The sequence below is a fragment of the Kribbella sp. NPDC000426 genome, from assembly GCF_040300265.1.
GTDB lineage: Bacteria > Actinomycetota > Actinomycetes > Propionibacteriales > Kribbellaceae > Kribbella.
The window spans coordinates 241,453-259,175 of the sequence record NZ_JBEPDK010000004.1 but is presented as its reverse complement, the minus strand read 5'-3'; the positions used below and the strand labels follow the sequence as shown (position 1 = coordinate 259,175).

General features: G+C 69.0%; 17 protein-coding genes and 1 tRNA gene. 8 read left to right on the top strand and 10 right to left on the bottom strand.

Annotation, left to right across the window (positions count from 1 at the left end; genetic code table 11):
- Positions 1–11: 11 nt before the first annotated feature.
- Together ABT313_RS20440 and ABT313_RS20435 are read left to right on the top strand one after the other, a co-directional pair.
- A complete protein-coding gene (locus ABT313_RS20440) occupies positions 12–467 on the top strand; it encodes a DUF6194 family protein (protein ID WP_350855854.1) in 456 nt (151 codons plus the stop codon).
- Positions 468–616: 149 nt separating this feature from the next.
- Complete coding sequence (locus ABT313_RS20435) at positions 617–1,849, top strand: S8 family peptidase (RefSeq protein ID WP_350855852.1); 1,233 nt, start codon at positions 617–619, stop codon at positions 1,847–1,849.
- A gap of 153 nt (positions 1,850–2,002) precedes the next feature.
- Here the strand turns inward: ABT313_RS20435 and ABT313_RS20430 are convergent, their stop codons facing one another.
- Positions 2,003–2,584, bottom strand: a complete 582-nt coding sequence (locus tag ABT313_RS20430; protein ID WP_350855849.1) for a Rieske (2Fe-2S) protein — start codon at positions 2,582–2,584, stop codon at positions 2,003–2,005.
- A gap of 215 nt (positions 2,585–2,799) precedes the next feature.
- On the opposite strand from ABT313_RS20430, the gene ABT313_RS20425 reads away from it, so the two are divergent.
- The gene (locus tag ABT313_RS20425; RefSeq protein ID WP_350855846.1) at positions 2,800–3,696 is read left to right on the top strand and encodes a hypothetical protein; all 897 of its coding nucleotides are present in this window, start codon (positions 2,800–2,802) and stop codon (positions 3,694–3,696) included.
- Positions 3,697–3,815: 119 nt separating this feature from the next.
- On the opposite strand, the gene uvrA is transcribed toward ABT313_RS20425, so the two are convergent.
- Together uvrA and ABT313_RS20415 are read right to left on the bottom strand one after the other, a co-directional pair.
- Complete coding sequence (gene uvrA, locus ABT313_RS20420) at positions 3,816–6,839, bottom strand: excinuclease ABC subunit UvrA (RefSeq protein WP_350855843.1); 3,024 nt, start codon at positions 6,837–6,839, stop codon at positions 3,816–3,818.
- Positions 6,840–7,019: 180 nt separating this feature from the next.
- Positions 7,020–7,646: a bleomycin resistance protein gene (locus ABT313_RS20415; RefSeq protein WP_350855840.1), complete on the bottom strand. Its 627-nt coding sequence runs from the start codon at positions 7,644–7,646 to the stop codon at positions 7,020–7,022.
- A gap of 198 nt (positions 7,647–7,844) precedes the next feature.
- Here ABT313_RS20415 and ABT313_RS20410 point away from each other — a divergent pair, with 198 nt between their 5' ends.
- Positions 7,845–8,504 carry an MBL fold metallo-hydrolase gene (locus tag ABT313_RS20410; protein ID WP_350855837.1) on the top strand — a complete coding sequence of 220 codons (660 nt, stop codon included), beginning with the start codon at positions 7,845–7,847 and terminating at the stop codon, positions 8,502–8,504.
- A 7-nt stretch (positions 8,505–8,511) separates the two neighbouring features.
- On the opposite strand, the gene ABT313_RS20405 is transcribed toward ABT313_RS20410, so the two are convergent.
- A complete protein-coding gene (locus tag ABT313_RS20405) occupies positions 8,512–9,150 on the bottom strand; it encodes a tetratricopeptide repeat protein (protein WP_350855834.1) in 639 nt (212 codons plus the stop codon).
- A gap of 23 nt (positions 9,151–9,173) precedes the next feature.
- On the opposite strand from ABT313_RS20405, the gene ABT313_RS20400 reads away from it, so the two are divergent.
- Together ABT313_RS20400 and ABT313_RS20395 are read left to right on the top strand one after the other, a co-directional pair.
- A complete protein-coding gene (locus tag ABT313_RS20400; RefSeq protein ID WP_350855832.1) occupies positions 9,174–9,701 on the top strand; it encodes a GNAT family N-acetyltransferase in 528 nt (175 codons plus the stop codon).
- Between the two features lie 6 nt (positions 9,702–9,707).
- Positions 9,708–10,073, top strand: a complete 366-nt coding sequence (locus ABT313_RS20395; RefSeq protein WP_350855829.1) for a hypothetical protein — start codon at positions 9,708–9,710, stop codon at positions 10,071–10,073.
- Here ABT313_RS20395 and ABT313_RS20390 read toward each other — a convergent pair.
- A complete protein-coding gene (locus ABT313_RS20390; RefSeq protein ID WP_350855826.1) occupies positions 10,070–11,020 on the bottom strand; it encodes a S1C family serine protease in 951 nt (316 codons plus the stop codon). The genes ABT313_RS20395 and ABT313_RS20390 overlap by 4 nt on opposite strands.
- Before the next feature lie 114 nt (positions 11,021–11,134).
- Here ABT313_RS20390 and ABT313_RS20385 point away from each other — a divergent pair, with 114 nt between their 5' ends.
- Positions 11,135–11,683, top strand: a complete 549-nt coding sequence (locus tag ABT313_RS20385; RefSeq protein WP_350855823.1) for a TetR/AcrR family transcriptional regulator — start codon at positions 11,135–11,137, stop codon at positions 11,681–11,683.
- A gap of 82 nt (positions 11,684–11,765) precedes the next feature.
- Positions 11,766–13,937 (top strand): MMPL family transporter, encoded by a 2,172-nt coding sequence (locus ABT313_RS20380; protein WP_350855820.1) that lies wholly within the window; start codon positions 11,766–11,768, stop codon positions 13,935–13,937.
- Here the strand turns inward: ABT313_RS20380 and ABT313_RS20375 are convergent.
- The 5 genes from ABT313_RS20375 to cmk form a co-directional block, all read right to left on the bottom strand.
- On the bottom strand, positions 13,848–14,744 hold the full coding sequence (locus ABT313_RS20375; RefSeq protein WP_350855817.1) for a group I intron-associated PD-(D/E)XK endonuclease: 897 nt from the start codon (positions 14,742–14,744) through the stop codon (positions 13,848–13,850). The genes ABT313_RS20380 and ABT313_RS20375 overlap by 90 nt on opposite strands.
- 51 nt (positions 14,745–14,795) lie before the next feature.
- Positions 14,796–14,870: transfer RNA gene (locus ABT313_RS20370), tRNA-Pro, on the bottom strand.
- Between the two features lie 71 nt (positions 14,871–14,941).
- Entirely contained in the window at positions 14,942–16,309 is a 1,368-nt protein-coding gene (gene der / locus ABT313_RS20365; RefSeq protein ID WP_350855814.1) for a ribosome biogenesis GTPase Der, read from the bottom strand.
- Entirely contained in the window at positions 16,302–17,030 is a 729-nt protein-coding gene (locus tag ABT313_RS20360) for a lysophospholipid acyltransferase family protein (protein WP_350855811.1), read from the bottom strand. Before ABT313_RS20360 ends, der begins: the two co-directional genes overlap by 8 nt.
- Positions 17,027–17,701 (bottom strand): (d)CMP kinase, encoded by a 675-nt coding sequence (gene cmk / locus ABT313_RS20355; RefSeq protein ID WP_350855808.1) that lies wholly within the window; start codon positions 17,699–17,701, stop codon positions 17,027–17,029. The genes ABT313_RS20360 and cmk overlap by 4 nt, the downstream gene beginning before the upstream one ends.
- Positions 17,702–17,723: the final 22 nt, after the last annotated feature.

Sequence of the window (17,723 nt, the reverse complement as noted above, 5' to 3'; positions counted from 1 at the left end):
GACTTGAAGGTATGACGATCGACGAACTGGATCCGGTGATTCGCGCGTACGACGGTGTCCGGGTGCTCGAGGCCCAGGACGACCTGTTCTACCTCTACGACCCCGCTGCCGACCTCCCGCCGGAGCGGCAGCAGCCGTTCGCCACCATTGTCACCGGCGACCACTACGAGAAGGTGTCCCGGCTCGACGAGCCCGGCGCGTGGCGGCTGAACCTCGGCCTCACGAAGTCGACGTACACCTCGCTGTTCGGACCGGTGCCGACGGATCGGGACGCCGACTGGGTGCTCGACTCGGGGCACGACTACACGGCACGGAACACTTTGATGCCGCATCCGTTCTACGCCGCGCAGTACTGGGTCGCGATCGTGAACCCGGTCGAGGCGGCGGCACTGGTGCCGTTGCTGCAGGAGGCGTACGAGTTCGCGGCGCGTAAGTACGCCAACCACCAGTCCCGCCAAACGCAGTGAACCTTGCAGTCGTGTTGCGGCTTGCCCCATAAGGCCGGTTTGACCCCCGGTTGGGATGAGCGACGTCTCTAGCGTGTGACCCAGGGTAGATGTGCAGGACCTTTGCGTGAGGCAACAAGGCCTTGCGCTGACTCGAGGGAGTTCCGCCCATGTCCCCATCCCTGAGCAGGCCGCGCGCCGTCTTCGGCGCTCTCGCGGCTTCAGCGCTCGCGGTCACCGGCATCGTCGCGTCGGCAGCCGGCAGCAGCGCGGCCCAGCCGGCCGGTGCACCGGCTACTGCGTCCATCCGTGGCGCCGGCAGTTCGAACGCGATCCCCGGCAGCTACATCGTCGTACTGAACGGCCAGCGTTCGCAGGCCCAGACCCGGGTCACGACGCAGAGCCTGGCGGCCGGCTACGACGTCAAGGTCAAGGACCAGTACGACGCCTCGATCAAGGGCTTCTCCGCGAGTATGAGTGAGGACCAGGCGAAGAAGGTCGCCGGCGACTCGCGGGTCGCGTTCGTACAGCAGAACCAGAAAATCACTGTCAACCAGGACAACCCGCCGTGGGGCCTGGACCGGGCCGACCAGCGCGACCTGCCGCTGGACAAGAAGTACGAGGCGTCGACCACCGCCGACAACGTGAACGTCTACGTGATCGACACCGGCATCTACGCCAAGCACAAGGACTTCGGTGACCGCGCGTCGGTCGGCACCGACACCGTCGGCGACGGCCAGAACGGCGTCGACTGCATGGGTCACGGCAGCCACGTGGCCGGCACCATCGCGGGTACGACGTACGGCCTGGCCAAGGGCGCGAAGGTGATCGCGGTCCGCGTTCTCGACTGCAAGGGATCCGGCTCGACCGAGTCCGTGGTGGCCGGGATCGACTGGGTGACCAAGAACGCGAAGAAGCCCGCGGTGGCGAACATGAGCCTGGGCGGCGGCGCGGACGACGCGCTGGACGCGGCGGTGAAGGCCTCGGTCGGCGCCGGCATCACCTATGCAGTTGCTGCTGGCAACGACAGCGCAGACGCCTGCCTGAGCTCGCCGGCCCGGGAGCCTTCGGCGATCACGGTCGGCGCCACCGACGACCAGGACCAGCGGGCGTCGTTCTCGAACTTCGGCAAGTGCGTCGACCTGTTCGCACCGGGTGTCGACATCACCTCGGTCGGCATCACCGACCCGGACGCGACCGCGAAGATGAGCGGTACGTCGATGGCCACGCCGCACGTCGCCGGCGGGATCGCGCTCTACCTGGCCGACCACCCGGACGCCACCCCGGCCGACGTCGCGAAGGCCCTGGTCGGCAACTCCACCCCGGACAAGGTCGGCGACCCGGGCGACGCCTCCCCCAACAAACTCCTGTACGTCGGAAAGGCCGACCCGGCCCAGTCCTGACCCCCGACTCCTAACCCAACCTGCCCGCACCCCCGGACCCCATTTCATGGGTCCACTCATGAAATGGGGGGTTCCCCACCCTGACTCGGGGTGGGGAACCCCCCATTTGCCTGGTCCACCCACCAGTTTGGCTGGTCTACCCAGCAAATGGGGTCAGGCGGACTGGACGATGTTGGAGCCCTCGACCGCAACGTTGACCGCGGGGAGGGGGGATTGGGCGGGGCCGCTGGCCACGCTGCCGTCGGTGATCTTGAAGTGGCTGTTGTGGAACGGGCAGACGATCTGTCCGTCCTCGACCGAGCCGACGATGTTGCCCTGGTGCGTGCAGACCGCGGAGAAGCCCTTGTACTGACCCGCGGTCGGCTGGGTCACCACGACCTTGGCGTCGGTGAACACCTTCCCGCCACCGACCGGTACATCGGACACCGGGCCGAGCACCGTCCCGCCGCTCGCCGGAGCGCTCGAGGACGCACTCGACGACGGCGCGCTCGACGACGGGGCACTCGGAGTGCTCGGCGCGGAGCTGGAGCCGCTGGCCGAGGGAGTCGAGGCGCCCCCACCGGACGCGTCGTCGCTGCCGCCGCAGGCCGCCAGGAGCGGGGCGCCGGCACCCACCAGCGCGGCCACGGCCGCGCAGCGGAGCACCGTCCTCCGGTCACGCACACCGTCCGCCGCCGCGCCGGGCACGGCCTCGGTCTGCTGCGGGGTGGTCGGTGTCATCGTGTCATCGCTCATGAATCTGGTCCTCCAGGAGCCTGCTGGTCGAAGTAGTTGAACGCTATATACCGGGTCAAACGACCGGATGAGCCGAACGGTTCAACGCGTCCAGGATTGAACCGCAGTTTGAAGGTTTGCTGTGAATCGGCTGCGAATCCGGTGGGCGGCACGACCCGCCGGGGCACGCGTCGACCGGGTGCCTGACAGACTTTGGGCGTGGGGAAGGCCAAGGGATGACAGGAACGACGAACGACTCGACCGTTCTGAGGGCGATCGCGGACCTCGCACCGATGTGGATGCCGGGCTGCGTCGTCGACACCGCCGAACGCACGGTCGAGGTCGGCTGGGGCCGCGGCGCGCTGCAGATGTCGGCGGTCGTCGGGCTCGGCGAGATCATCGATCGGTGCAACCAGGTGCCGCAGCAGCGCTGGGCCGAGCAGATCGAGGCCTGGCTCCGTGCCGTCGTCGCCGAGGGTGAGCTGGCGACCGAGGAGCATCGGTTCGGCGATGTCGCCGAGCGACAGCGGGCGCTGCTGGTCCAGCGTGGGTGGTCCGCCCGGACGGCCGGGCCGGTGGCTGACGCGCTGATCCCGTTCGGGGACCATTTCGAGGTCGTGGTGTTCATCCGCACCGGTGCTGAGCTGCGGCGGCTGACCGTCGTACGCCGGTCGATGCTGGGGCTTGGCGATCCGGCCGTGCCGTCGCCGGTGCAGCTGACGCTGGAGCAGATCTCCGACCTGCGGCCGATCGAGCACGACGGGTTCTCGGTGCTCAGCCGGGACGACGACCCGCTTGTGTCGATGGCTGTCGTGGACCGGGAGAACCTGCTCCCCCAAGCGTCACTCGGCCTGGGCGTGCTGCTCGGCGTACCGCGGTTGAGCACGGTCGCGTTCTGTCCCGCCGACGCTGGTCAGGAGGCTGCGGACGAACTGGCGAAGTTCGTCGCGGACACCTACCACGACGCACCCGACCAGTGCAGCCCGTACGTCTTCTGGCTCCAGGGCGACCGCATGGTCCAGGTCCCGGTCACCCTCGCCGAGCCACCAGCAGTCATGCTGCCGGCAGCCCTACTCCCGTCCCCCCGCCGCACCTGGCTCCGCCACCTACTCCAACAGGTCTTCCGCCGCTAACCCGCACGACCCTGCCCCCTGCCGCACGGCCCTGCCCGCCGCCCTGCCCCGCGGCTCAGGCTCCCGCCTCGGACCCCCGCTGCAGGCGCGCCTCAGCGGCACGCCTGCCGGGGACCGAGTCAGCCGGCGACGCGCTTCCTGGTTGCCGTCTTCTTCGCGGGGGCGGCCTTCTTGGTGGTTGTCTTCTTTGCGGCGACCTTCTTCGCAACCGCCTTCTTGGCCGGAGCCTTCTTCGCCGCCGCCGCAGTCTTCGCCGGTGCGGCCTTCGCGGCCTGCTTCTTCGCGCTCGGCTTCGCTGCCCGGCCTTCGAGGATCTCGGCCAGGAACTGTCCGGTGTACGACGCCGGGTTGGCCGCGACCTCCTCCGGCGTACCTTCCGCGATCAGCGTGCCGCCGCGGCGGCCGCCGTCCGGGCCGAGGTCGATCAGCCAGTCGGCCGTCTTGATCACGTCGAGGTTGTGCTCGATGACCAGCACCGAGTTGCCCTTGTCGACCAGGCCGCTCAGCACGCCGAGCAGCTTGCGGATGTCCTCGAAGTGCAGACCGGTCGTCGGCTCGTCGAGCACATACACGGTCCGCCCCGTCGAGCGCCGCTGCAGCTCCGACGCCAGCTTCACCCGCTGCGCCTCACCGCCGGACAGCGTCGGCGCCGGCTGACCGAGCCGCACATACCCGAGGCCGACCTCGACCAGCGTCTTCAGGTGCCGCGAGATCGCCGGGATCGCCGCGAAGAACTCCGACGCCTCCTCGATCGGCATGTCCAGCACGTCCGCGACCGTCTTGGACTTGTAGTGCACCTCGAGCGTCTCGCGGTTGTACCGCGCGCCGTGGCACACCTCGCACGGGACATAGACATCCGGGAGGAAGTTCATCTCGATCTTCAGCGTGCCGTCACCCGAGCAGGCCTCGCATCGGCCGCCCTTGACATTGAACGAGAAGCGACCCTGCTGGTACCCGCGGACCTTCGCCTCGGGCGTCTCCGCGAACAACTTGCGGATGTGGTCCCAGACCCCGGTGTACGTCGCCGGGTTGGACCGCGGCGTCCGTCCGATCGGCGACTGGTCGACGTGGATGACCTTGTCGACCAGCTCCATCCCGGAGATCTTCGTGTGCCGGCCGGGAACCGCCCGCGCACCGTAGATCTGCCGCGCGAGCGACGTGTAAAGGATGTCGTTGACCAGCGTCGACTTGCCCGACCCGGACACACCCGTGACCGCGACGAACACCCCGAGCGGGACCGTGACGTCGATGTCCTTCAGGTTGTTCTGCCGGGCGCCGTACACCGTCAGCTCGCGGCCCTCGGTCAGCGGCCGCCGGACGGCGGGGATCGGGATCTCCCGGCGACCGGACACGTACTGACCGGTGATCGAGTCGGGGTGGTTGCGCAGGTCCTCGACCGTGCCGGACACGACGACCTGGCCGCCGTGCTCACCGGCGCCCGGGCCGATGTCGACGACCCAGTCGGCGTGGTCGATGGTGTCCTCGTCGTGCTCGACGACGATCAGCGTGTTGCCGAGCTCCTTGAGGCGGACCAGCGTCTCGATCAGCCGCCGGTTGTCCCGCTGGTGCAGACCGATCGACGGCTCGTCGAGCACATACAGCACACCGACCAGGCCCGAACCGATCTGGGTCGCCAGCCGGATCCGCTGCGCCTCGCCGCCGGACAGCGAACCTGCCGGCCGGCTCAGCGCGAGGTAGTCCAGGCCGACGTCGAGCAGGAACCGCAGCCGCTCGCCGATCTCCTTGACCACCCGCTCCGCGATCTGCTTCTCCCGCGGGCTCAGCTCCATCTGCACGAGGAAGTCGTGGACCTCGTCGATCGACATCGCGCTGATCTCCGCGATGTTCTTCCCGCCGAGCGTGACCGCCAGCGAGATCGGCTTCAGCCGCGCGCCGTTGCAGGCCAGGCACGGGACCTCGCGCATGTACTCCTCGAAGCGCTCGCGGCCGGTGTCGCTGGACGCCTCCGCGTGCCGGCGCTCGACGTACGGGATCACGCCTTCGAAGCTCGTGTAGTACGACCGCTCGCGGCCGTAGCGGTTCTGGTACGAGACGTGGACCTGCTTGTCGTGGCCGGTGAGCAGCGCCTTCTTCGCCTTCGCCGGCAGCTCGCCGAACGGCGTGCTGGTCTTGAACTTCAGGTCCTTGGCGAGCGCGTCGAGCAGCCGCTCGAAGTACTGCGAGACGTTCTGCCCGGCCCACGGCTGGATCGCGCCCTCGTCCAGGGACTTGGACGGATCCGGCACCAGCAGCTCCGGGTCGACCTCCATCCGGGTGCCGAGCCCGGTGCAGACCGGGCAGGCGCCGTACGGCGAGTTGAACGAGAACGAGCGCGGCTCGAGCTCGTCGATCGCGAGGGGGTGATCATTCGGGCAGGCGAGCTTCTCGGAGAAGCGACGCTCGCGGTGCGGGTCGTCGTCCGGGAGGTCGACGAAGTCGAGCACGACCAGACCGCTGGCCAGCCCGAGCGCGGTCTCGACCGAGTCGGTGAGCCGCTGCTTGGCCGAACCCTTCACCGCGAGCCGGTCGACGATCACGTCGATGCTGTGCTTCTTCTGCTTGTCGAGCTTCGGCGGGTCGGTGAGCTGGATCGTCTCGCCGTCCACGCGCGCCCGGGAGAAGCCCTGACCGGTCAGCTGCCGGAAGAGGTCGACATACTCCCCCTTACGGCCGCGGACGACCGGGGCGAGCACCTGGAACCGGGTGCCCTCGTCGAGCTCGAGCACCCGGTCCACGATCTGCTGCGGCGTCTGCCGCGCGATCGGCTCGCCGCACTCCGGGCAGTGCGGCCGCCCGGCCCGGGCGAACAGCAGCCGGAGGTAGTCGTAGACCTCGGTGATCGTGCCGACGGTCGACCGCGGGTTGCGCGAGGTGGACTTCTGGTCGATCGAGACGGCCGGCGACAGCCCCTCGATGAAGTCGACGTCCGGTTTGTCCATCTGCCCGAGGAACTGCCGCGCGTACGCCGAGAGGGACTCGACGTAGCGCCGCTGGCCCTCGGCGAAGATCGTGTCGAAGGCCAGGCTGGACTTGCCGGACCCGGACAGTCCGGTGAAGACGATCATGGCGTCCCGGGGCAGGTCGACCGAGACGTCCTTCAGGTTGTGCTCACGCGCTCCGCGCACGATCAGACGGTCAGACACAAGCTCACTCTCAGCCGTTCTCGAGGGTATCCGGGGCATGCCCCGTCATGCTAACGAGGCCCACCGACAAAAACTTCCGCCGCCGGATCCAGTGCTCTGTCCGCGGGGCGCTTCGAAAGTATATTCGATCGCCGGGAGCGGCCCTGACAGCCCGCGCTGTCAGGGTCGCAGAACTTCCGGTCAGCCGACGAAGGCGACCGTGTTGCCGTCCGGATCGCGCACGATGAAGTCGGTGCCGCCCCAGGCCTGCTTGGTCAGCTTCTGGGCAGGCTCCACTCCCGCCGCGAGGTACTCCGCGTACAACTCCTTCACGTTGCGGACTTCGATGAAGGCCATCACGACCGCTTCCTCGCGCGCGGCGCCGGCAGTGAGGACCGGCTCGTGCACGAGCCGCAGGTGCAAGGTGGCGCCGTCACGCGACACCGAGCCGTAGAACGCCGGGTGCCCGTGCAGGAAGTCGACCCCGAACCCGAGGCGATCGCGATAGAACCCGGCGGCCGCCTGAACGTCGCGAACGAACAGGACCGGCCGCGCAGCCTCGAGCCGGACGGGCTCCGGAGCCTCGGCCGGTTGCGGCGAGGCGTCCTCGACGGCCGCCCTCAGCGCGGACCAACTGTCGAAGCCGGCCTCGAGCGCGATGACCTCCTGCGCTTCCGTCAGCTTGAAGTTCAGCGCGAGCACGTCGTGATCCGCCACATCGCGGTACCGCGGCAGTTGGCGGATGCGCCCACCGACCGAGTGGTTGCCGTCGTGGTGCCAGCGCAGAAGTTGCTTGGCTTGCTTCTTGTACGTCTCGAGTACAGGCATGGCGTCCTTCCCAGGAATGAACCGGAGTAGGTGGGCCTTGCCCTTTCGGCGGTCTGCGCCGTTGCGCCCCAGCCTAGGAACTAGGCTCGCGCTTTCGCACGAATCTAGCACGGGCCGGGTGCCTCGCGGCGCTCCGGCAGTGCGAGGATCGGCTGTATCACCGACATCCAGGGAACTGATCTCCAGAGGAGAGGGCGCATGCCGGAGTACCACGGGAACGTCAAGGTCGGCGGACCGGCCCAGACCCACGAGCTGGCGCAGTTGATGATCACCAAGGTCGCCGTCGGACCGATGGACAACAACGCCTACCTGCTGCGTTGCCGCCAGACCGACGAGCAGGTCCTGATCGACGCCGCGAACGACGCGGACACGCTGCTCCAGCTGATCGGCGACGGCGGCCTCGCGCGCGTCGTCACCACGCACCGCCACCAGGACCACTGGGTCGCGCTGGCCGAGGTCGTCGCGCGCACCGGCGCCACCACCGTCGCCGGGCGGTACGACGCCGAGGGCATCCCGGTCCCGACCGACCAGCTCGTCGACGACGGCGACCACATCGCCGTCGGCCGGTGCAGCCTGCGCGTGATCCACCTCGTCGGCCACACCCCCGGCTCGATCGCCTTGGTGTACGACGACCCGGACGGCGCGCCGCACCTGTTCACCGGCGACTCGCTGTTCCCCGGTGGCGTCGGCAACACCCAGGACGACGCGGAGCGGTTCACGTCGCTCATCAACGACGTCGAGACCAAGCTCTTCAACGAACTCCCCGACGAGACCTGGGTCTACCCCGGCCACGGCTCCGACACCACCCTCGGCACCGAGCGCCCGCACCTCGCCGAGTGGCGTGAGCGCGGCTGGTAGTCCGGAATCACCCGAGGCGAGCCCGCGCCGCCTCGATCTGCTCCACGATCTTCACAGCCCCGACCGAGGCTGCCAGCTCGGCAGCCTCGGTCGCCAGCTTCGCCGCATCGCCCGGACGGTCCTGGGCCAATGCGAGGTAGATCAGACCGACGAGATTCGCCGCGACTCCCGCGGTGAATCCGAGGGCGCGGCGCAGATCCGTCGACTCCTCCAGGAGCACACGAGCCTGGTCGTAGTCGCCGGCGACGTGCGCAGCGATGCCGAGATGACGAAGCGCATACGACAGCGTCAGCTGCTCGCCGGTCGCGCGGGACAGGTCGGCCGCGGCCGTCAGGGACGGCAGTGCGGCGTGGTTGTCGTCACGGACGACCTGATGGAAGCATCCGATCCAGAACAGCGCCTCGGCCTCACCACGCCGGTCGCCCGCGGCGCGAAAGATGTCGGCCGAGCGCTCGAAGGCTGGAAGCTCTTCCGGCTGCTCGACGCGCGAGTCCAGGTAACGACAGTGCAGGATCCGGCCACGCTGCAGAAGCAGGTGCGCCTCGACCAGGTCGAGAGCACGGTCCGCGGCGGGCAGCCCGTCGTGCTCGCCGTTGAAGACGGCCCGCTCGTACAGTTCGTCGACCTCTCGCATCAGCTCGTCCACCCGGGTGATCCTAGGCTGGGCCCATGAGCGGATTCGCCGAATACCAGCCCGGTGTCGGCCGGCAGGCGGTCGAGGTCGGAGTACGGCCCGCCGTGCCTGCAGATCTCCAGGCCTGTGCCGAGCTGATCGTCACGCGGACCGGCGGGTCTGCGGCCGAGCGCCGCAACCGGCTGCACGCCGACCTCGAGGACCCCGAGCGGTACATCGCGGTGGCGGTCGTCGGCGACGAGGTCGTCGGGTACGGCGGGGTGATCCACCACGAGCTGTCCCCCGCCGACCCGCCCACAACGGCTCCGACCGGGTACTACCTGATCGGGCTCATTGTGTCGCCGGACCGGCGGCGGTCCGGGATCGGCGAGTTGCTGACGCGGGACCGGATCCGGTGGGTCACGGAGCGGGCCGGTGAGGTCTACACCTTCGTCAACCTGTCGAACGGCGCGATCCGCGACCTCCATGAGAACTTCGGGTTCACCGAGGTCACCCGCGACTTCGTCTTCCCGGGCGCTCCGCTCGAGCCCGGCACCTGCGTACTCCTCCGGGCCGGACTGTAGGCGACGATGGCGACCTGGCAGGACGTCTGCGAGCTGGCCGGCCGGCTGCCCGACGCTCGCCTCGGCGAGGCGCACGAGGGCTCCCCGGCCTGGTACGCGGGCCGCCATCAGTTCACACGTCTCCGCTGGGACGACGACGGGCGCGAGCTGCTGCAGGTCTGGACGGGCGACATGAACGCCGGCCCCGAACTCGCCGCGCGCCCCGACGTGTTCCCGTACGTGCAGGCCTTCCAGTACAGGATCACCTGCTGGTGCTACCTCGACCGGCTCGACCTGCGCGAGACGGCCGAGCTGATGCTCGACTCGTACGGCATCCGCGGCGGCGCGCGCCGACGAGCGGCCGTCGCCCCGGACGACTTCCTTCCGCGCTAGCGATCAGTCAGCTCGGCGGGATAGGCGATCACGTCGACCAGGGCGTCGTTCCTGATCGCGGTGATCTCCGTACGGCGGGCGATCGCGTCCTCGAACAGTTGACGTTGCAGGGACTGCGCATCCCTGAGTGGTACGCCGTCGACCGCCAGCACCAGATCTCCTTGGCGGAGGCCCGCGGCGGCGGCCGGGCTCGCTGGGATTACCTCGACGACCCGGAGGGCTGTCCGCTGGTCGAATCGTTCTGCGAGTGACGGGCGAAGCGGTGCGGGTGTGGTCACCAGGCCGAGGTACGCACGGCGTACGCGGCCGTCGTGGAGTAGCGAGTAGATGATCCGGCGAGTTGTCGGGTTGATCGGGACGGCGAGGCCGAGGCCGATGCCGGCTACCGCGGTGTTGATGCCGATCACGCGGCCGTTGCCGTCGGCCAGCGCTCCCCCGGAGTTGCCCGGGTTGAGCGCCGCGTCGGTCTGGATGACGTCCTCGATGATCCGCTGCGCCGAACCGCTCCGCACCGGCAGCGAGCGGCCCAGGGCACTCACCACGCCGGCGGTCACGCTCCCGGCCAGGCCGAGCGGGTTGCCCACGGCAACCACCAGGTTCCCGACCTTCAGGTGGTCCGCGTCGCCGTACTCCGGCGGATCCGGGATCTCGCGGTCGGCCCGCAGTACGGCGAGATCGGACAGCCGGTCGACGCCGACGACGCGGGCCTGTGCCGTCGTACCGTCGGCGAACTCCGCGGAAGCCTCGGAGCCGTCGCCGACCACGTGCGCGTTCGTGAGCAGGTGACCGTCGCCGGTCAGCACCACGCCGGAGCCGGACGAGTCGCCGCGCCGGCTGTGGATCCGCAGGCTCGCGACCCGCGGGATCAGGTGTTCGGCCACGCCCGAGACCACTCGGGAGTAGGCATCCAGTACGTCGTCCCCAGCAATCTCGTCCGCCATCGTCATGCCTCCTGAATTACAGGATTACACCGCAAGCAAACTCAAGCCCAGTCCGTGAACCGGACCACAATCCTGACCGATCGGTTGAAAACTGGCCGATCGGTCAGCGAAGATGCTGATATGGCAGTCACCACCCCCGCCCGGGAGCGGACCAGACGCGAGATCGTCCGGCAGGCGATGGGCCTGTTCCAGGCCGCCGGCTACAACGCGACGTCACTGCAGGACATCGCGACCGCGGCCGGCTGCTCGAAGGCGACGGTGCTGTACCACTTCAGCGGCAAGCCCGCTGTCCTCGCGGCCGTCCTCGAGCCCGCCGCGGCCGATGTCGCCGAGCTCGTCAAGGCTGCCGCCGAGCTCTCCCGCGCCGAGGCGCAGGAGCTCGCGATCCAGCGCTTCATCGATCTCGCCGTCGTGCACCGCGGCGTGGTCGACGTACTGCAGGACATCCTTCCGGTGATCGAGCAGATGCCCGAGGTCGGGCAGCTCGTCGCCGACGGTATGCGCCTGACGGAGTACATGGCCGGCTCGGACGACCCGCTCGAGCACGATCTGGCGAAGTTCGCGATCAACGGTCTGCTCGGCGAGTGCCGGCACTCCGGGGAGCGTACCGACGACGACCTCCGAAGACTCTGCGACATCGCCCTGCGGAGACTGCTCCGCCGCACCTGAGAACCGACCCCGCCCTCCGCCGGCCCGGCGGACGATCACCTCTGCCCGTACGCCGTACCGACCCGAACGGATGCACTTCCCGATGGCCAATCTGCTGTACCGGCTCGGCCGGTTCTCCTACCAGCGCAGGCGGCTCGTGGCCGCCGTCTGGGCGCTGTTCCTCGTCCTGCTGGGTGTCGGCGCGTTGACGCTGGGCGGCAAGACCGCGAACACGTTCTCGATCCCGGGCACCGAGTCGCAGCGGGCGCTCGACGCCCTCAAGCAGGAGCTGCCGGCCGCGAGCGGCGCGTCGTCCACGGTCGTCGTGAAGGCGCCCGAGGGCAAGACGCTCGCGGACCCGACCGTGAAGGCCGCGGTCGGCGCGACAGTCGCCAAGGTCGCCAAGGTGCCCGAGGTGATCGCTGCGATCGACCCGTTCACCAGCAAGGCGATCAGCCCGGACGGTACGACGGGACTCATCAGCGTCCAGTTCGACAAGCCGGCCGACGAGCTGTCCCACGAGAGCGTCGATGGGTACGACGGTCTGAGCGGACTGAGCTCGGGCGATCTCAAGGTCGTCCCGGGCGGGCAGATCAAGGCCGGGGTCCCCGAGATCGGCGCGACCGAGGTGATCGGGGTCGCGGTGGCGGCCGTGGTCCTGGTCGTCACGTTCGGGTCCCTCGTCGCCGCCGGGATGACGCTGGTGACGGCGCTGCTCGGCGTACTGGCCGGGATGGCCGGTCTGTTCATCGTGACCGCGTTCACCGATGTCTCGTCGACGGCGCCGATTCTCGCGTTGATGCTCGGGCTCGCGGTCGGGATCGACTACTCGTTGTTCATCAGCTCGCGACACCGGTCGCAGCTGGGTGAAGGGATGGATCCGGAGGAGTCCGTCGCGCGGGCGACCGCGACGGCCGGGTCGGCGGTGCTGTTCGCCGGAGCGACCGTGGTGATCGCGCTGGCCGGGCTGTCGGTGGTCGGGGTGCCGTTCCTTACCGCGATGGGGCTGGCTGCCGCGGCGACGGTGCTGACCGCCGTACTGGTCGCGTTGACGCTGCTGCCGGCGCTGCTCGGCTTCGTCGGGAACCGGGTGCTGCCGCGGAAGTTGCGGAAGGCACCGACCGCGGCCGTGCACAAGGAGGGGTTCGGTTTCCGCTGGGGCCGGCTGGTGACCCGGCTGCGGGTGCCGATCGTTGCTGTCGGCATCATCGGGCTCGGGTTCCTGGCGATCCCGGTGAAGGACATGCAGCTCGCGCTGCCGGATGGTGCGTCGGCGGCCGCCGGCACCAACCAGCGGGTCGCGTACGACATGACCGCGGCCGCGTTCGGGCCGGGCGCGAACGGGCCGCTCGTGGTCGTTGTGCAGAGCAATGACCCGGCGACCTCGAACGCGCTGGCACAGCAGGTGCTGGGCAAGGCGCAGGGCCTTCCCGACGTCGTCGCCGCGCAGCCCGCGGCGGCAAGCCAGGACGGTACGACGCGGTTGCTGCAGGTGATCCCGAAGAGCGGACCGGCCAGCGAGGAGACCTCCGAGCTGGTCAAGAACCTACGCTCCGCGGTGAAGCCGCTCGCCACGGGTGACGCGAGCATCTCGGTGACCGGGAACACGGCGGTCGGGATCGACGTGTCGAACAAGCTGTCCGACGCGCTGCCGACGTACCTGTTCGTGGTGATCGGGTTGTCGTTCCTGCTGTTGCTGCTGGCGTTCCGGTCGGTGCTGGTGCCGTTGAAGGCGACACTCGGGTTCGTGCTGACGATCGGGGCGACATTCGGCATCACGGTCGCGGTGTTCCAGCAGGGCCACCTGGCGAAGCTGGTCGGGATCGACTCCCCCGGTCCGCTGGTGAGCTTCCTGCCGATCATCATGATGGGCATCCTGTTCGGGCTCGCGATGGACTACGAGGTGTTCATCGTGTCCCGCGTCCGGGAGGAGTTCGTCCACGGCCGGCGCGCGAACGACGCGACCGTCCAGGGCCTCGGCCACGGCGCCCGCGTCGTCACCGCCGCCGCGCTGATCATGGCGTCGGTCTTCGCCGGCTTCATCCTGGTCGAGGACCCGATCATCAAGGCAATCGGCTTCGGCCTCACAATCGGCGTCCTGATCGACGCCTTCGTGGTCCGCATGACCCTGGTCCCTGCCATCCTCAGCCTCCTAGGCGACCGAGCCTGGTGGTTCCCCCGCTGGCTAGACCGCATCACCCCGCGCGTAGACATCGAAGGCGAAACCCTCCGGGTCGAACCCACGGAGCCCAAGGAACTCGCGAGCGTACGCTGACACGCCGCCTGGGGCATCGGCAGGTGCTGATGCCCCATTACGCAACAAGCTCGATGCATCGCCCACGCGGTACGGCGTGTAACTCTCGGCCGAAATGCTTACTCGGCCGGCTAGGACAGAGCTCGGGATCACATAGATGCTGCCGTCGCCGAGAACGATGAAGAACAAGTCGATCGTGTCGGGATCGTACGGCATCTTTCCGGCGGACTTGTCCAGAACGTACGGCCGGCGACCGATGCCGACGTCCCAATAGCCGCGTGCGTTGCGGGCCGCGCAGGACTTCACCTGAACGCGCTGGATACCGCTCGAGGTCGTCACCAGGAGGTCATACTCTTGGGGCTCGATCGGCAGCGCGACTGCGCATCCACGCAAGGTGAACCAGGCCATCGCCAACGCCGCGGCCGAGTAGCGAAGCATCTCCGGCCGGACCGGCTCGTCGAATACCTCGTCCGGGTCTGGCTTGGCGTGCGGCGACCTCAGATGGCTGCAGTCCAGACTCAGTCTGACGGCATGGCCCTTGATCCGGACTCGCTCTGCTCCGTTGTCGACGATTCCCAGCGCGCTAATGACATCCGCCCAACAGCTCGCCGCCGCCACGGCTTCACGCAGCTGTTCATCGGTCCAGCGTCGCTGCCCGGTGAAGTGTGAGGTGTCCAGCTTCAACCGCGCTGCATGCCGCCGCGGCGTCGCCGCAGACGTGTCCTTCAAACCGAGGGTGCGGGCAACCGCACGCCACGAGGCGCTGCTCCTCACCGCCTGCCGCAGCTCGTCGTCGCTCCACCGTAGTCGATCTCGCGTTTCGTCCACGGGGGCAAACGTAGTGAGGGGCACCGACAGAATCGGTGCCCCTCATGGCGGTCGGGCTGCCGAGATTTGAACTCGGGATCTCGTGTCCCCCAGACACGCGCCCTAACCAAGCTAGGCCACAGCCCGCCGGCTCGTTCCGAAGACCGAACCGGGGTAAACCATACCCCATTCGGAGGGCTGCTCTGACCAGGCCTCGTTCAGCGTTTCTTGTTCTTTTGGCGGGCTCGGATTTGGACGTGGACGGGGCTGCCGACGAAGCCGAAGTCTTCGCGGAGGCGGCGTTCGATGAAGCGCTGGTACGACGCCTCGATCTGACCCGAGGTGAAGATCGCGAAGGTCGGCGGCATCGTCGTGGCCTGGGTGCCGAACAGGATCTTCGGCTGCTTGCCGGAGCGGACCGGGTGCGGGTGCGCGGCAACCAGCCGACCGAGGAACGCGTTCAGCTGGCCGGTCGGGACCCGGGTCTGCCAGCCCTCGAGCGCCGCCTCGATCGCGGGCACCAGCTTCTCCATGTGCCAGCCGGTGAGTGCGCTGATGTTCACCCGCGGCGCCCAGCGGAACTGCACCAGGTCGCGGTCGATCTCGCGCTCCAGGTAGTAGCGCCGCTCGTCGTCCATCAGGTCCCACTTGTTGTAAGCGATCACCAGCGCCTTGCCGGCTTCCTCGACCGCGTTCATGATCCGCAGGTCCTGCTCGGTGATCGACTGCGAGGCGTCGATGACGACCACGACCACCTCGGCCCGCTCGATCGCCGCGTTGGTCCGCAGCGACGCGTAGTACTCGTGGCCCTGGGAGTTCTTCACCTTGCGCCGGATGCCGGCGGTGTCGATGAACCGCCACTCCTTGCCGCCGAGCGTGATCAGCTCGTCGACCGGGTCCACCGTCGTACCCGCGACGTCGCTGACGACGACCCGGTCCTCTTTGGCGACCTTGTTCAGCAGCGAGGATTTGCCGACGTTCGGCTTGCCGACGATCGCGACCCGGCGCGGTCCGCCGAGCTCGCCGTCGCGCTCGGGCGGCGCCTCGGGCAGGGCCGCGAGGACGGCGTCCAGCATGTCGCCGGTGCCGCGGCCGTGCATCGCGGAGACCGGGAACGGCTCGCCGATCCCGAGGCTCCACAGGTTCATCGCCTCGGACTCGACGCGCTGGTCGTCGACCTTGTTCGCGGCGAGTACGACGGGCTTGCCGGACTTCCGCAGCACCCGGACCACGGCCTCGTCGGCGTCGGTGATCCCGACCACGGCGTCGACCACGAACAGGACCGCGTCGGCGGCGTTGATCGCGACCTCCGCCTGGGCGGCGACCAGCGCGGCCATGCCGACCGCGTCCGGGTCCCAGCCGCCGGTGTCGACGACCGTGAACTCACGGCCGGCCCAGTTGGCGTCGTACGACACGCGGTCCCGGGTCACGCCCGGGGTGTCCTCGACGACCGCCTCGCGGCGGCCGATGATGCGGTTGACCAGCGTGGACTTGCCCACGTTCGGCCGCCCGACGATCGCGAGCACGGGCAGCGGCCCGGTGTCTTCGCGCTCGTGCGTCGGTACTTCGGTGGGCAGGTCAGTCATCAGGGTCCTTCGGGTCTCGCCAGCCCGGAAGCGGGTGGCCGGTTTCTTCGACGGCCGCCTTCACATGGGCGCGCAGCACGTCGCCGATGTGGTCGGCAACCGCCTGTACGTCGGAATGTCTCCTAGGAAAGGGTACGCGCTCAATCGTGAAGGGCTCGCCGTACACGACGTCGACCCGGCTCCCGGACGGCGGATGACCCTCCACGCTCCCCAGCGGCAGCCGCGTCCCCATCAGCGCCACGGGCAGGATCGGGGCGCCGGTCACCATGGCCAGGTACGCGACGCCGATCCGGATCCGGCTGAAATCGCCCGGTCCGCGGGTGCCTTCCGGGTAGATGTTCAGCACCCGGCCGTCCCGCAGCACCTGGATCGAGCGCCGGACCGCGAGTACGTCGTACGCCGACCGGTCGACCGGGATCTGGCCGATCCGGCGCAGGAACGCGCCCTGGAGACCGCCGAAGACCTCGATCTTGCCGAGCTGGTGGAGCATCCGCGGGGCGACAGCGCCGAGCAGCGGCGCGTCCAGCAGGCTCAGATGGTTCGGCGTCATCAGCAGCGGGCCGGTCAGCGGGAACCGGTCCTCGTGGTGGATGGTCAGGTTGTACTTGCGCAGGAAGTACGGCTTCGCGAGCATCCGCATCGGCAGCGCCAACCGGTACGGCAACGGCGGCAGATCGTCGGTGCGGGGCAGATCCTTGTGCCCGGTGACCTCCGCCGTCATCGGTCCTGGCCTTGAGGGACAGTCTCCTTTGCCAGTCGGCTGATCACGTCGATGACCTCGTCGAGGGTCATGTACGTCGAGTCGATCGTGACAGCGCCGTCGGACGCGACCTGGAACTCCGACACGGTCGAGTCGTCGGCGTCGCGCCGGATGATCTGGTCCCGCAACTGCTCGGCGGTCAACGAGCCGACCTCGGCGCCGCGGCGGGCCATCCGGGCCTCCTGGTCGGCGGTCAGCAGCACCTTCAGCTCGGCGTCCGTCGCGACCACGGTGGCGATGTCGCGGCCCTCGACCACGATCCCGCCGCTCGGCTGCGCGTCGTCGATGATCGCCCGCTGCCGGCGGATCAGCTCCTTGCGCACGTCCAGGTTGGTGGCGATCTTCGAGACCACCTCGCTGATCCGCGGCTCCCGGATCGCGGCGGTGACATCGGTCCCGTCGGCGATCACGAACTGGTGGCCGGGGTCGGTGCTGATCTCCAGGCGCAGCTCCCGGGCCCGCTGCGCGACCGCGGCGGTGTCGTCCAGATCCAGCCCGTGCTCGACCGCGGACCAGGTCACCGCCCGGTACGTCGCCCCGGTGTCGAGGAACCGCAGTCCGAGCCGGGTGGCCACTCCGCGGGCGGTGCTCGATTTACCGGAGCCGCTCGGGCCGTCCACAGCGATGATCATGCCCCGAAGATTACCCGCGCAC

Excerpts from the sequence above, each read along its gene's own strand:
- ABT313_RS20410 (WP_350855837.1), top strand. The coding sequence starts at position 7,845 with ATGCCGGAGTACCACGGGAACGTCAAGGTCGGCGGACCGGCCCAGACC.
- ABT313_RS20395 (WP_350855829.1), top strand. The coding sequence starts at position 9,708 with ATGGCGACCTGGCAGGACGTCTGCGAGCTGGCCGGCCGGCTGCCCGAC.
- ABT313_RS20390 (WP_350855826.1), bottom strand. The coding sequence starts at position 11,020 with ATGACGATGGCGGACGAGATTGCTGGGGACGACGTACTGGATGCCTAC.
- ABT313_RS20435 (WP_350855852.1), top strand. The coding sequence starts at position 617 with ATGTCCCCATCCCTGAGCAGGCCGCGCGCCGTCTTCGGCGCTCTCGCG.
- ABT313_RS20360 (WP_350855811.1), bottom strand. The coding sequence starts at position 17,030 with ATGACGGCGGAGGTCACCGGGCACAAGGATCTGCCCCGCACCGACGAT.
- cmk (WP_350855808.1), bottom strand. The coding sequence starts at position 17,701 with ATGATCATCGCTGTGGACGGCCCGAGCGGCTCCGGTAAATCGAGCACC.
- ABT313_RS20400 (WP_350855832.1), top strand. The coding sequence starts at position 9,174 with ATGAGCGGATTCGCCGAATACCAGCCCGGTGTCGGCCGGCAGGCGGTC.
- ABT313_RS20425 (WP_350855846.1), top strand. The coding sequence starts at position 2,800 with ATGACAGGAACGACGAACGACTCGACCGTTCTGAGGGCGATCGCGGAC.
- ABT313_RS20430 (WP_350855849.1), bottom strand. The coding sequence starts at position 2,584 with ATGAGCGATGACACGATGACACCGACCACCCCGCAGCAGACCGAGGCC.
- der (WP_350855814.1), bottom strand. The coding sequence starts at position 16,309 with ATGACTGACCTGCCCACCGAAGTACCGACGCACGAGCGCGAAGACACC.
- ABT313_RS20385 (WP_350855823.1), top strand. The coding sequence starts at position 11,135 with ATGGCAGTCACCACCCCCGCCCGGGAGCGGACCAGACGCGAGATCGTC.
- ABT313_RS20415 (WP_350855840.1), bottom strand. The coding sequence starts at position 7,646 with ATGCCTGTACTCGAGACGTACAAGAAGCAAGCCAAGCAACTTCTGCGC.
- ABT313_RS20380 (WP_350855820.1), top strand. The coding sequence starts at position 11,766 with ATGGCCAATCTGCTGTACCGGCTCGGCCGGTTCTCCTACCAGCGCAGG.
- ABT313_RS20440 (WP_350855854.1), top strand. The coding sequence starts at position 12 with ATGACGATCGACGAACTGGATCCGGTGATTCGCGCGTACGACGGTGTC.